Annotated in this window: 12 protein-coding genes; 9 read left to right on the forward strand and 3 right to left on the reverse strand. The window is 62.9% G+C overall.

The genetic code is table 11. The annotated features are described in order from the left end of the window. Positions 1-272 precede the first annotated feature (272 nt). Both IHQ72_RS16700 and IHQ72_RS16705 read right to left on the reverse strand, forming a co-directional pair. Positions 273-1,112 (reverse strand): SDR family NAD(P)-dependent oxidoreductase, encoded by an 840-nt coding sequence (locus tag IHQ72_RS16700; RefSeq protein WP_258123436.1) that lies wholly within the window; start codon positions 1,110-1,112, stop codon positions 273-275. Positions 1,113-1,330: 218 nt separating this feature from the next. Next, positions 1,331-1,960 carry a TetR family transcriptional regulator C-terminal domain-containing protein gene (locus IHQ72_RS16705; protein WP_258123437.1) on the reverse strand — a complete coding sequence of 210 codons (630 nt, stop codon included), beginning with the start codon at positions 1,958-1,960 and terminating at the stop codon, positions 1,331-1,333. Positions 1,961-2,215: 255 nt separating this feature from the next. Between IHQ72_RS16705 and aptA the strand changes: the two genes are divergently transcribed. From aptA to IHQ72_RS16725, 4 genes are all read left to right on the forward strand, one after another. Continuing rightward, complete coding sequence (gene aptA, locus IHQ72_RS16710; RefSeq protein WP_127315311.1) at positions 2,216-3,544, forward strand: omega-aminotransferase AptA; 1,329 nt, start codon at positions 2,216-2,218, stop codon at positions 3,542-3,544. A 69-nt stretch (positions 3,545-3,613) separates the two neighbouring features. Continuing rightward, entirely contained in the window at positions 3,614-4,864 is a 1,251-nt protein-coding gene (locus IHQ72_RS16715) for a Zn-dependent hydrolase (protein WP_258123438.1), read from the forward strand. Positions 4,865-4,926: 62 nt separating this feature from the next. Then, positions 4,927-6,378 carry a dihydropyrimidinase gene (gene hydA / locus IHQ72_RS16720; protein WP_258123439.1) on the forward strand — a complete coding sequence of 484 codons (1,452 nt, stop codon included), beginning with the start codon at positions 4,927-4,929 and terminating at the stop codon, positions 6,376-6,378. Beyond that, the gene (locus IHQ72_RS16725; RefSeq protein WP_258123440.1) at positions 6,375-6,749 is read left to right on the forward strand and encodes a hypothetical protein; all 375 of its coding nucleotides are present in this window, start codon (positions 6,375-6,377) and stop codon (positions 6,747-6,749) included. Before hydA ends, IHQ72_RS16725 begins: the two co-directional genes overlap by 4 nt. A gap of 35 nt (positions 6,750-6,784) precedes the next feature. Here IHQ72_RS16725 and IHQ72_RS16730 read toward each other — a convergent pair whose 3' ends face one another. Then, positions 6,785-7,189 (reverse strand): cupin domain-containing protein, encoded by a 405-nt coding sequence (locus IHQ72_RS16730; protein ID WP_258123441.1) that lies wholly within the window; start codon positions 7,187-7,189, stop codon positions 6,785-6,787. Between the two features lie 116 nt (positions 7,190-7,305). Between IHQ72_RS16730 and IHQ72_RS16735 the strand changes: the two genes are divergently transcribed. The 5 genes from IHQ72_RS16735 to IHQ72_RS16755 all read left to right on the forward strand — a co-directional run bounded on the left by IHQ72_RS16735 (position 7,306) and on the right by IHQ72_RS16755 (position 12,302). Then, entirely contained in the window at positions 7,306-8,097 is a 792-nt protein-coding gene (locus IHQ72_RS16735) for an ABC transporter ATP-binding protein (RefSeq protein ID WP_258123442.1), read from the forward strand. Positions 8,098-8,613: 516 nt separating this feature from the next. Continuing rightward, a complete protein-coding gene (locus tag IHQ72_RS16740; protein ID WP_258123443.1) occupies positions 8,614-9,492 on the forward strand; it encodes an ABC transporter permease in 879 nt (292 codons plus the stop codon). Then, entirely contained in the window at positions 9,489-10,625 is a 1,137-nt protein-coding gene (locus tag IHQ72_RS16745) for an ABC transporter permease (protein ID WP_258123444.1), read from the forward strand. The genes IHQ72_RS16740 and IHQ72_RS16745 overlap by 4 nt, the downstream gene beginning before the upstream one ends. Before the next feature lie 80 nt (positions 10,626-10,705). After that, positions 10,706-11,677: an ABC transporter substrate-binding protein gene (locus tag IHQ72_RS16750; RefSeq protein WP_258123445.1), complete on the forward strand. Its 972-nt coding sequence runs from the start codon at positions 10,706-10,708 to the stop codon at positions 11,675-11,677. A 175-nt stretch (positions 11,678-11,852) separates the two neighbouring features. Then, positions 11,853-12,302 carry a CHRD domain-containing protein gene (locus IHQ72_RS16755; RefSeq protein WP_258123446.1) on the forward strand — a complete coding sequence of 150 codons (450 nt, stop codon included), beginning with the start codon at positions 11,853-11,855 and terminating at the stop codon, positions 12,300-12,302. Positions 12,303-12,361 lie beyond the last annotated feature (59 nt).

Here is a 12,361-nt window from a genome sequence, read left to right on the forward strand (position 1 = left end):
TTCGAACAGCGCGCCATACCGCTTGTTTTGATGCATGTCGTTATCCCAAAACCGCTGCGCACCCTCGGGTCAAAGCCCGACGGCAGTTTCTTGGGCGACGTGCACTATGCGGCAAATCGCAGGCCGGCCCCGCCAAGGCTGCGCCATGCACCTTGAGCTTTTCCTGGTTGCGGCCGGTGATGGTCACCTTCATACCCGAGCCCGGCTTCCGCGCGTGGCCAGGCCGATGCCGGACGAGCCGCCGACGATCACGGCATGTTGGATTTTCTCAGTCATGAATGCCGTTCCTTCGATATCGGGGAGGGGCGCCCGACGAGGTCAAGGCTCAATGTCCGCAATTGCTGTCTTGCCTTCGCGTCATAGGCTTGCGCGTTGGCACGAGATTCTCTCTGGCCGTCGAAATAGAGGCCGCTCCGCCCTTCGAGCGCTGGCGATGTCGCGATGTTGAGGATAGCATCGGCGCCCGTCTCGACCGAGTTCCACGGCGTGATGCCTGCGTGCCGGACCATGGTCGTGTTCATGTAGCTTGCCGGATGCAGGCTGTTGACGGTCACATTGGTGCCCTTCAGCTCCTGCGCCAGATCGAGGGTGAACATGATCTGCGCAAGCTTGCTCTGGCAGTAGGCGCGGACGCCATCATAATTGCGGGTCAACATGACATCGTCGAAATCGATCGCCTGCTGGCCGGCCGAGGCGACATTGACGATGCGCGCCGGGGCGCTCGCCTTGAGCAGCGGCAGAAGCTCCGATGTGAGCAGGAAGCCGGCGAGATAGTTGACGGCAAAGCGCAGTTCGTAGCCGTCGGCGCTGACCTGTCGTTTGGTGCCTGCGGTGCCGATGCCGGCGTTGTTGATGAGAATGTCGAGCCGGCCCGTGCGGGCGCGCACGGCCTCGGCGAGACGGCGGACCTCGGCCAGGGACGAGAGGTCGGCGACGAGAAGCTCGGCCTTGCCGCCGGCAGCTTCGATCTCGGCGACCGTCGCCTTGCCCCGTGTCCCATCGCGGCCATGCACCAGGACACGCGCGCCGCCGGCGTCGAGCCTTTGCGCGACCAAACGGCCGACGCCGTCGGTCGATCCGGTGATGAGGACGGTCTTGTCTTTCAGTTCCATGCTCAGAGCCTCCGTGTCGTTGCTTTGAATGGAAGATGGGACATCCGGCACGCTTCAAACAGTTCAAATTTTAGCCTGGTACCATACTGCTATAACGACGCCGATGGATTCCCCGACGCATTCAGCCGATGGTTGGCCGCAGCCCGTCAGCCTCGTCAATCCCAGGGCGTAGCAGCGGGAAGCGGCGTCGCGAAGACCCCAGGACGACGAAACGAGAGTTAGCTCTTCGGCTTCAGCCCCTCGATGAACAATTGCTCGAGAAATCTTGCTGCATCCTCGAAACGGCCGTCGCCGCCGCGGTTGGGGCCGAGCACGGCGCGGACCTGAACGTCGAAATCGGCATAGTGCTGCGTCGTCGCCCAGATCGAGAAGATCAGGTGCCAGGGGTCGGTGCGGGCGATCCTGCCGGCGCGCATCCAGCCCTTGATGACGGCGGCCTTCTCGTCGACCAGCGTCTTCAACTCGCCCTCCAGCATGGGCATGATGCGCGGGGCGCCCTGCAGGATCTCGTTGGCAAACAGCCGGCTTTCCCTAGGGAAATCGCGCGCCATTTCGAGCTTGCGCCTGATGTAGCTGCGCAATTCGGTCAAGGGGTCGCCGATGTCGTCGAGTTCGCGCAGCGGCGCCAGCCAGGTGTCCAGAAGCCGCTGCATCAGCGTCTCGTGGATGTCCTCCTTGCGGCGGAAATAGTAGAGCAGGTTCGGCTTCGACATGCCGGCGGCTTCGGCGATCTGGTCGATGGTCGAGCCGCGAAAGCCGTTGGTTGAGAAGACCTCGAGCGCCGCCTCCAGGATGAGCTCCCGCTTTTGCTGCTGGATGCGGGTGCGGCGCGGGGCCGGGGTATCCATGCCTGTCGTCATCCCCGCAGGACATTGCCGCGAGGGCCATCTGGACCAATTCTCTGGACCAGTTTTTCTCCGGCCTGTGGAGCGCGCTTCAGATGCCGCATTTCCGCTAGTAATCCCTTGACCGCCGACAGCGCGGTGCTAACGTTTGTCCAATCGGTCAAAAATTTGCGTAGCACGAAAACGCAGCAGAGACCAAGTGTCGGGAAGACCAAGCGTTAGCCGCACCGAAACAGGTTACAAGGGGAAGTCTTGGTCATGTCCAACCGGCTGAAAGTCACGCCGAACGATCTCAGCGCATTCTGGATGCCGTTCACGGCAAACCGGCAGTTCAAGCAGGCGCCTCGCATGATGGTGTCCGCCAAGGACATGCATTACACGACGAGCGACGGGCGCAAGGTTCTCGACGGCACCGCCGGCCTGTGGTGCGTCAATGCCGGCCACTGCCGGCCGAAGATCACCGAGGCGATCCAGCAGCAGGCGGCCGAGCTCGATTATGCGCCGGCGTTCCAGATGGGTCATCCGATCGTCTTCGAACTGGCGAACCGCCTGGTCGACCTCGCGCCGAAGGGCATGGACCATGTGTTCTTCACCAATTCCGGATCGGAATCGGTCGAGACCGCGCTGAAGATGGCGATCGCCTATCACCGCGCCAAGGGTGAGGGCTCGCGCACCCGCCTGATCGGCCGCGAGCGCGGCTATCACGGCGTCAATTTCGGCGGCATCTCGGTCGGCGGCATCGTCACCAACCGCAAGATGTTCGGCACGCTGCTCGGTGGCGTCGACCACATGCCGCACACGCATCTGCCCGAGAAGAATTCGTTCACCAAGGGCGTGCCCGAGCATGGCGCGGAATTGGCCAACGAACTGGAGCGCATCGTCGCGCTGCATGACGCCTCGACCATCGCGGCCGTCATTGTCGAGCCGGTAGCCGGTTCCACCGGCGTCATCTTGCCGCCGAAGGGCTATCTCGAGAGGCTGCGCGAGATCTGCACCAAGCACGGCATCCTTTTGATTTTCGACGAGGTCATCACCGGCTTCGGCCGCCTCGGCACGCCGTTCGCCGCCGACTATTTCGGCGTCACGCCCGATATCATGACGACCGCCAAGGGCGTCTCCAACGGCGTCATCCCGATGGGCGCGGTGTTCGTCAAGAAGGAAATCCACGACGCCTTCATGACCGGCCCCGAGCATATGATCGAGTTCTTCCACGGCTACACCTATTCGGGCAATCCGATCGCCTGTGCGGCAGCCCTCGGCACGCTCGACACCTACAAGGAAGAGGGGCTGCTGACCCGCGGCGAGGAACTGGCGCCGTATTGGGAAGACGCGCTGCATTCGCTGAAGGGCGAGCCGAACGTCATCGATATCAGAAACATCGGCCTGATCGGCGCGATCGAGCTGGCGCCCATCCCCGGCAGTCCGACCAAGCGTGCCTTCTCGGCCTTCGTCAAGGCGTTTGAGCGCGGCGCGCTGATCCGCACCACCGGCGACATCATCGCGCTGTCGCCGCCGCTGATCATCACCAAGGGCCAGATCAACGAATTGATCGACCATGTGCGTGAAGTGCTGAGGGCGGTGGACTAGATACTCCACAACGTATAGGGCGGCGACGGGAACCGTCGCCCTTTATGTGAATAGATGAGAGGAACTTGAATGGCCGCTCCCGGCGAGAATCTGCGAATCAATTCAGACCGTTTGTGGGATTCGATAATGGAGATGGCGAAGATCGGCCCCGGCATTGCCGGCGGCAACAATCGCCAGACGTTGACCGACGCGGACGGCGAGGGGCGGCATCTGTTCAAGCGCTGGTGCGAGGCGGCGGGGCTCGAAATGGGCGTCGACGAGATGGGCACGATGTTTGCCCGCCGCGAAGGCACCGAGCCGGATCTGCCGCCGGTCTATGTCGGCAGCCATCTCGACACCCAGCCGACCGGCGGCAAGTATGACGGCGTGCTCGGCGTGCTTGGCGGGTTGGAGATCGTGCGCTCGCTGAACGAGCTCGACATCAAGACCAAACATCCGATCGTCGTCACCAACTGGACGAACGAGGAAGGCGCGCGCTTTGCGCCGGCGATGATGGCATCCGGCGTGTTCGCCGGCGTCCTCGACCAGGCCGATGTCTATTCGCATGTCGACAAGGACGGCAAGAAGTTCGGCGAGGAGCTCGAACGCATCGGCTGGAGAGGCACCGAGAAAGTAGGTGAGCGCAAGATCCACGCCTTCTTCGAGCTGCATATCGAGCAAGGCCCGATCCTTGAGGACGAGGGCATCGACATCGGTGTCGTCACCCATGGCCAGGGGCTGAAATGGCTGCAGGTGACGCTGACCGGCAAGGAGGCGCATACCGGCTCGACGCCGATGCCGAAGCGCCGCAATGCCGGGCTCGGCATGGCGCGGGTAATCGAGCTGGTGCACGAGATTGCCATGGACTATCAGCCCGACGCCGTCGGCGCGGTCGGCCACATGGAGGTCTATCCGAACTCGCGCAACATCATCGCCGGCCGCACCTTGTTCACCATCGACATCCGCTCGCCGGAAAAGGAGGTGCTGGATGCCATGGACGGCCGCATCCGCGAGGGCATCGACACGATCTGCGAGGCGCTCGACATCAAATATCAAATCGATCAGGTCGGCCATTTCGATCCGGTCACCTTCGACGCGGGCTGCGTCAAGGCTGTGCGGGATGCGGCAGAGCGCCTGGGTTATACGCATCGCAACATCGTCTCCGGCGCCGGCCACGATGCCTGCTGGATCAACCGCGTCGCGCCGACGGCAATGGTGATGTGCCCCTGCGTGGACGGGCTCAGCCACAACGAGGCCGAGGAGATCACCAAGGAATGGGCGGCGGCCGGCGCCGACGTGCTGTTCCACGCGGTGGTGGAAACAGCGGTGATTGTGGAGTGAACTAGAAACCAAGATTCCGAACGCCGCTCACCAAGAAGCGCGAGAAAAACAAGGGAACAAAAATGACCAAAGTCATCAGGAACGGCACCATTGTCACCGCCGATCGCACCTGGAAGGCCGACCTGCTGACGCAGCACGGCAAGATCATCGCCATCGGCCCGGACCTGCATGGCGACCACGAGTTCGACGCTACCGGCTGCTATGTCATGCCGGGGGGCATCGATCCGCACACCCATCTCGAAATGCCGTTCATGGGCACCTATTCGGCCGACGATTTCGAGAGCGGCACGCGCGCCGCCCTCGCCGGCGGCACCACCATGGTTGTCGATTTCTGCCTGCCGTCGCCGCAGCAGTCGCTGCTCGAGGCCTTGCAGATGTGGGACAACAAGACCTCGAAAGCCTCCTGCGACTATTCCTTCCATATGGCGATCACCTGGTGGGGCAAGCAGGTGTTCGACGAGATGGCCACCGTCGTCGACAAGGGTATCACCTCGTTCAAGCACTTCATGGCCTACAAGGGCGCGCTGATGGTCGACGACGACGAGATGTATTCGTCGTTCCAGCGCTGCGCCGACCTTGGCGCGCTGCCGCTGGTTCATGCCGAGAATGGCGACGTGGTTGCCGCCCTGTCGCAGAAGCTGCTGGCCGCCGGCAATAACGGCCCCGAAGGGCACGCCTATTCGCGCCCGCCGGAAGTGGAAGGCGAGGCGACCAACCGCGCCATCATGATCGCCGACATGGCCGGCGTGCCGCTCTATGTCGTGCATGTCTCCTGCGAGCAGGCCCATGAAGCCATTCGCCGGGCGCGCCAGAAGGGCATGCGGGTGTTCGGCGAGCCCCTGATCCAGCACCTGACGCTCGACGAGAGCGAATATTTCAATAGGGACTGGGACCATGCGGCGCGCCGGGTGATGAGCCCGCCCTTCCGCAACAAGTTGCATCAGGATTCGCTGTGGGCCGGCCTGCAGGCTGGATCGCTGCAAGTGGTGGCGACCGACCATTGTGCGTTCACCACTAGCCAGAAGCGTAACGGCATCGGCGATTTCACCAAGATCCCGAACGGCACCGGCGGGCTTGAGGACCGCTTGCCGGTGCTGTGGACCACCGGCGTCAACACCGGCCGGCTGACGATGAACGAGTTCGTCGCGGTGACCTCGACCAACATCGCAAAAATCCTCAACATGTACCCTAAGAAGGGCGCCATCGTCGAAGGCGCCGACGCCGATATCGTCGTCTGGGACCCGAAGCGCAAGAAGACGATCACCTCCAAGAAGCAGCAGTCGGTGATCGACTACAACGTCTTCGAAGGTTTCGAGGTCACCGGCCTGCCACGCTTCGTCTTCTCGCGCGGCGAACTGTCGATTCAGGAGGCTGAGGTCAAGGCGAAGCCCGGCCATGGCGAGTTTGTCGCTCGCGAGCCGAATGCAGCGGTCAACCGGGCGCTGTCGACCTGGAAGGAAATTTCCGCGCCACGCAAGGTGGAACGCACGGGTATTCCGGCGACCGGGGTGTGAGCTTGGCGAGTCCGGCAGCGATCGTCTCACTGGTTATGGCGAGCATTACCGCCGTTCCGGCAGCGGCTGAGGTCCTTGCCGGTTCCTATGGCAATGATATCGGTTGTGCCGGTGTACGGCTCGGTTATCAGGACAGCGATGCCTATGTCGTCCTGACCGCCGATGGCGTCGAAACCTATGGCAGCGGCTGCCGGTTCGCGCGGCAACTGGTCACGGCGCCTGGTACGCAGTCGTTCAGCTCGACTTGTTTCGCTGAAGGCGAGGAGGGAACGACGACTGAGACCGTCGAGGTCACCAACAAGGGAACGGACGTTTTCTTCGTGACCATTCCCGGCCTTGAAGAGATAGGGCCGTTGAAATCATGTTCGTGACGGTGCCGATGACGGCCTCTCCGTCGATGCCGGCCTCAGGCGACCAGCCCATCCAGTTCCGGCAGCAGGACGACGCTTTCCTGTTCGTTGGGATCGGTGCGGGCGATGACCGCCGAGGCCGGGCTGTCGCTCAGATTGGCCGGCAGATGCGGCACACCGGCCGGAATGTAGAAGAGGTCGCCGGCCTTGACCACGATCTGCTGCTCGAGCCCGTCGCCGTACCAGGTATGGACCTCGCCCGAGAGCACATAGATCGCCGTCTCATGGCTTTCGTGCATATGCGCCTTGGCGCGGGCACCGGGCGGCATGGTGAGCAGGTGCATGCAGATGCCGGTAGAGCCGACCGTCTCAGTGGCGATGCCGGTGAAATAACTCAGTCCCTGCTTGCCTTCATAAGAGTTTTCGGGGCGGATAAGATGGCAGGTGGTTTTGGGCGGCATCGGGAAAACTCCGGGCGACGATCGAGTGAGACACGGTAAGTGGAAAGCAGCATTGTGGCAAAAGCAACGGGATTCCGGCCGGCGCGGCAGCGGCGCGAAAAGGCAGGCTGCAGCCAATGACCGGACAGTCGCCAGCCGTCGTTTCGGCAATCAAACTCGGCCTGACCTTCCAGACCAATGACGGTCCGGTGCAGGCGCTGTCTAATGTCGACCTGACCATCGGCAAAGGTGAATTCGTCTCCTTCATCGGGCCGTCCGGCTGCGGCAAGACGACCTTGCTGCGGGTCATCGCCGATCTGGAGAAACCAACCTCGGGAACCATCTCCGTCAACGGCATGACGCCCGAGCAGGCGCGCCAGAGCCGCGCCTATGGCTATGTCTTCCAGGCGGCCGCACTTTATCCGTGGCGCACGATCGAGCGCAACGTGGCGCTGCCGTTGGAGATCATGGGCCTCTCCAAGGCAGAGCAGGCGGCGCGCATCAAGCGCACGCTCGACCTCGTCAACCTGGGCGGCTTCGAGCAGAAATACCCGTGGCAGCTTTCCGGCGGCATGCAGCAGCGTGCCTCAATCGCGCGGGCGCTGGCCTTCGACGCCGATCTTCTGTTGATGGACGAGCCGTTCGGCGCGCTGGATGAGATCGTGCGCGACCATCTCAACCAACAGCTGCTGGAGCTTTGGGAGCGGACCAACAAGACCATCTGCTTCGTCACCCACTCCATTCCCGAGGCGGTCTACCTCTCGACGCGGATCATCGTCATGTCGCCGCGTCCGGGACGTGTCAGCGACGTCATCGAATCGACGCTGCCGAAGCAGCGGCCGCTCGACATCCGCGAGACGCCGGAGTTCCTGGCGATCGCGGCGCGCGTCCGCGATGGGCTCAGGGCAGGACACAGCTATGAGGATTGAGCGGGTGGAGAACGGGCTCCCTCCGTCCCATGAGGCGCTTCCGCCCCGCGAGGGAGCGGTCAACCATGCCTTCGTCATCCTAGGGCGGAGCAGCCGCGAAGCGGCGTGCGCACACCCTAGGATCCATTCCGTGACTTCGGCCGAAAGGCCCAAACGGCTCAGAATGTCGGCCACGCAGGCGACGACGGCTGACGTTCTCTTGAGGTCGGGAGCAATGTTCCGCACCGTTGCGGAGTGCGAAAGTTACGGCATGGATCCTAGGGTCTGCGCCGCGTCGCTTCGCTCCTTGCTTCGCCCTAGGATGACGAAGGCGTGGTTGGCCGCTCCCTCTACGCACGCCGCTTTGCGGCTGCTCCGCCCTAGGATGACGAAGAACAGGCATGGCCGTACGTGCGGCAGCGCTGCCAGCAGAGGGGGGTTGGCGGCGTTGCAGCCGAAGTCACCCGGCCTCCGCTTCGCTCCGGCCACCCTCTCCCCGTCGGGGAGAGGAGGGCGCCAGTCGCCCGAGGGCTGCTGATGGACTCCTTTCGCGACAAGATCGTTCCGGTGACCTCGATCCTCGCTGGCGTGGTGGTCGTCTGGTATGTTTTCGCCGTCATCCTCAACGCGCCGTTCCAGCGCGATCTCGACCGACGTGCCGGCGAGACGCCGGGGGTTGTGGAATTCATCGGCAAGACGATGTCGCAGCCGAAGCCGACGCTGCCGGCGCCGCATCAGGTGGCTGTGAATTTCTTCGAGAACACTTTTCTGCGCAAGGTCACCAGCAACCGCAGCCTTGTCTACAATGCCTGGGTGACGCTGTCCTCGACGCTGCTCGGCTTCGCCTTCGGCACGGCGCTCGGCATCGTGATTGCCGTCGGCATCGTGCATGTGGCGACGCTCGACCGCAGCCTGATGCCGTGGATCATCGCCTCGCAGACGATTCCGATCCTGGCGGTGGCGCCGATGATCATCGTCGTGCTGGCGGCGATCGGCGTCACAGGCCTGATCCCGAAGGCGCTGATCTCGACCTATCTGTCGTTCTTCCCGGTGGCCGTCGGCATGGTCAAGGGCCTGCGTTCGCCGGAACTCACCCATCTCGACCTGATGCACACCTACAATGCCAGCCCGTCGCAGACCTTCTGGAAACTGCGCGTGCCGGCGTCGGTGCCGTTCCTGTTCACCTCGATGAAGGTGGCGGTCGCCGCCAGCCTGGTCGGCGCCATCGTCGGCGAACTGCCGACCGGTGCCGTCGCCGGCATCGGCGCCAAGCTGCTCGCCGGCGCCTATTACAGCCAAACGATCGACATCTGGTCGGCGCTGGTTGCCGGCTCGGTCGTGGCGGCCTTGCTGGTGATGGTGGTCGGCATTGCCGGGCGCATCGTCGACCGCGCCATGGGCGGGAGGCCGGCATGAGCTCTCTCCTCAGCCTTTCGTCGATCACGCCTCGTTCCTGGCAAGGGTATGCAGCGCTTGCGCTTCTTGCCGGCGCGATCCTTCTTTGGCCGCTTGTCGATGCGGCGCCCGGTTATGGTATCGCCACCGCTGCTTTGATTTTCTTGTTGCTGCTTCTGGCAATCGAGGCCGATAATTTCCCACCGGCAATTGGGGTGGTGTTGCTCTTCCTTGGCGCGCATGGCGCGGCGTGGCTGCTGCTCGCCGGCATAACCGGCAATGAAGGCACCGCTCGTGCATCGTTCTATTTGCTGCTTGCCGCGGCATGGCTTCTGGCCTGGCGCTGCGTGACGGTCCTGTCCGCGCTTCGCCCGACCTCGCGCTGGGCGGCAACCGCTTTGAGGCTGATCATCCCAACGATCTTCGGCGCCTGGATCCTGATTATCTGGGAAGCGGTGACGCGCGGCGCGGGCATTCCTTTCATCCTGCTGCCGCCGCCAAGCGCGATCGGCGTGCGCATCGCCAATTCGCTGCCGATGCTGGCCGCCGACGTGCGGCAGACCATCTTCAAGGCGGTGATCTTCGGCTACGTCGTTGGCAGCGGTGCCGGCTTCCTTGCCGCCATCGCCGCCGACCGCGTGCCGTTCCTACGCCGCGGGCTTTTGCCGATCGGCAATATGGTCTCGGCACTGCCGATCATCGGCGTGGCGCCGATCATGGTCATGTGGTTCGGCTTCGACTGGCAGTCGAAGGCCGCCGTCGTCATCATCATGACCTTCTTCCCGATGCTGGTGAATACGGTCGCCGGGCTTGCCGCCTCCGGCCATATGGAGCGCGACCTGATGCGCACCTATGCGTCTAGCTACTGGCAGACGCTGTTCAAGCTGCGGTTGCCGGCGGCGGCGCCCTTCATCTTCAACGCGCTGAAGATCAATTCGACGCTGGCGCTGATCGGCGCCATCGTTGCGGAGTTCTTCGGCACGCCGGTCGTCGGCATGGGATTCCGGATTTCGACCGAAGTCGGACGGATGAATATCGACATGGTCTGGGCCGAAATCGCAGTTGCAGCACTTGCGGGTTCGGTCTTTTATGGCGTGGTCGCTCTTTTCGAGAGAGCAGTCACGTTTTGGCATCCCTCCGTCCGTGGTGGATAGGCGGTGGCGGGTTTGGAATCAGGGCGCATTGAAGGTCCTGATCCTAAAAGGGTGAACACTTAACTTCAGAGGGTAAAAACATGAAAAGACTTGTTATTTCGATGCTGGCCGGCGCGATGTCGCTTGCCGCGTTCCAGGCGATGGCCGCCGACAAGGTGACGCTGCAGCTGAAATGGGTCACACAGGCCCAGTTCGCCGGCTACTACGTCGCCAAGGACAAGGGTTTCTATGAGGCCGAGGGCCTCGACGTCGAGATCAAGCCGGGCGGCCCCGATATCGCGCCCGAGCAGGTGATCGCCGGCGGCGGCGCCGACGTCATCGTCGACTGGATGGGCGGCGCGCTGGCCGCGCGCGAAAAGGGTGTGCCGCTGGTCAATATCGCCCAGCCGTTCAAGAAGGCCGGCATGCAGCTGGTCTGTCCCAAGGACGGCCCGGTCAAGACCGAAGCCGACTTCAAGGGCCGCACACTCGGCGTCTGGTTCTTCGGCAACGAATATCCGTTCTACGCCTGGATGAACAAGCTCGGCCTGAAGACCGACGGCGGCCCGGACGGCGTCACCGTGCTGAAGCAGAGTTTCGACGTGCAGCCGCTGATCCAGAAGCAGGCGGATTGTATTTCGGTCATGACCTACAACGAATATTGGCAGCTCATCGACGCCGGCTACAAGCCGGAAGAGCTGATCGTGTTCAACTACTCGGCCATGGGCAACGACCTGCTTGAGGACGGGCTCTATGCCTTGGAGGACAAGCTCAAGGATCCGGCCTTCGAGGACAAGATGGTGCGTTTCGTGCGCGCCTCGATGAAGGGTTGGAAATATGCCGTCGACAATTCCGACGAGGCGGCCGGCATCGTCATGGACAATGGCGGCCAGGACGAGAATCACCAGAAGCGCATGATGGGCGAAGTCGCCAAGCTGATCGACAATGCCGACGGCAAGCTCGACCCGGCGACTTACGCGCGCACCGCCAAGGCGCTGCTCGACCAGAAGATCATCACCAAGGAGCCGACCGGCGCCTACACGACCGCCATCACCGACAAGGCGATCAAGTAGGGAGCCATCAATAGAGGCGATCAACTGGGCTCCTGCAGTCGAAAAAGGGGGCGGGCGACCGCCCCCTTTTTTGGGGATGTAAAATAGCCGTTACCGGTGGAAACATCCGCTCGCCGCAACCGTTGTTGCGGTGCATCCAGCTTCAGCGGATGTCATCGCCACAACGGAGATTTCCATGCGCATGCAATCCTTCTCGCCAATGCTTTCGGGGCTGGCCGTTTCGGCTTCCTTCCTGTGCGCTTCACCGGCCTTGGCCGACATGATGAAGATGAAGGCGACGCTCGATGGCGCTCAGCAGAATCCGCCCATCACCACAGAGGGCAAAGGCGAGGCCGATCTCGGCTTCAACACCGCCACGAAACAGCTGACCTGGAACGTGACGTATTCAGGTCTCAGTGGACCGGCGACGGCCGGACATATTCACGGTCCGGCAGCAAAGGGTGAAAATGCCGGCGTCGTCGTCCCGTTCAAGGGCGCTCCGAAAAGCCCGTTCAAGGGGGCGGCGATCCTGACCGACGCGCAGGCTGCCGACCTGATGGCCGGCAAATACTACATCAACATCCATACGGCGGCCCACAAGGACGGCGAGATCCGCGGGCAGATCGAGAAGGCGGCGACGATGTAGCGCAACGTCGCCCGAGGGTGACTATAGCGCTGCATTAACCTGTCGAAGTTTGCGGGACA

Source organism: Mesorhizobium onobrychidis (genome assembly GCF_024707545.1).
Lineage (GTDB): Bacteria > Pseudomonadota > Alphaproteobacteria > Rhizobiales > Rhizobiaceae > Mesorhizobium > Mesorhizobium onobrychidis.

What these genes read in the sequence shown, in the direction of transcription:
- IHQ72_RS16745 (WP_258123444.1), top strand. Translation starts at nt 9,489, where the DNA reads ATGAGCTCTCTCCTCAGCCTTTCGTCGATCACGCCTCGTTCCTGGCAA.
- IHQ72_RS16735 (WP_258123442.1), top strand. Translation starts at nt 7,306, where the DNA reads ATGACCGGACAGTCGCCAGCCGTCGTTTCGGCAATCAAACTCGGCCTG.
- IHQ72_RS16755 (WP_258123446.1), top strand. Translation starts at nt 11,853, where the DNA reads ATGCGCATGCAATCCTTCTCGCCAATGCTTTCGGGGCTGGCCGTTTCG.
- IHQ72_RS16730 (WP_258123441.1), bottom strand. Translation starts at nt 7,189, where the DNA reads ATGCCGCCCAAAACCACCTGCCATCTTATCCGCCCCGAAAACTCTTAT.
- IHQ72_RS16705 (WP_258123437.1), bottom strand. Translation starts at nt 1,960, where the DNA reads ATGGATACCCCGGCCCCGCGCCGCACCCGCATCCAGCAGCAAAAGCGG.
- IHQ72_RS16715 (WP_258123438.1), top strand. Translation starts at nt 3,614, where the DNA reads ATGGCCGCTCCCGGCGAGAATCTGCGAATCAATTCAGACCGTTTGTGG.
- aptA (WP_127315311.1), top strand. Translation starts at nt 2,216, where the DNA reads ATGTCCAACCGGCTGAAAGTCACGCCGAACGATCTCAGCGCATTCTGG.
- hydA (WP_258123439.1), top strand. Translation starts at nt 4,927, where the DNA reads ATGACCAAAGTCATCAGGAACGGCACCATTGTCACCGCCGATCGCACC.
- IHQ72_RS16740 (WP_258123443.1), top strand. Translation starts at nt 8,614, where the DNA reads ATGGACTCCTTTCGCGACAAGATCGTTCCGGTGACCTCGATCCTCGCT.
- IHQ72_RS16700 (WP_258123436.1), bottom strand. Translation starts at nt 1,112, where the DNA reads ATGGAACTGAAAGACAAGACCGTCCTCATCACCGGATCGACCGACGGC.
- IHQ72_RS16750 (WP_258123445.1), top strand. Translation starts at nt 10,706, where the DNA reads ATGAAAAGACTTGTTATTTCGATGCTGGCCGGCGCGATGTCGCTTGCC.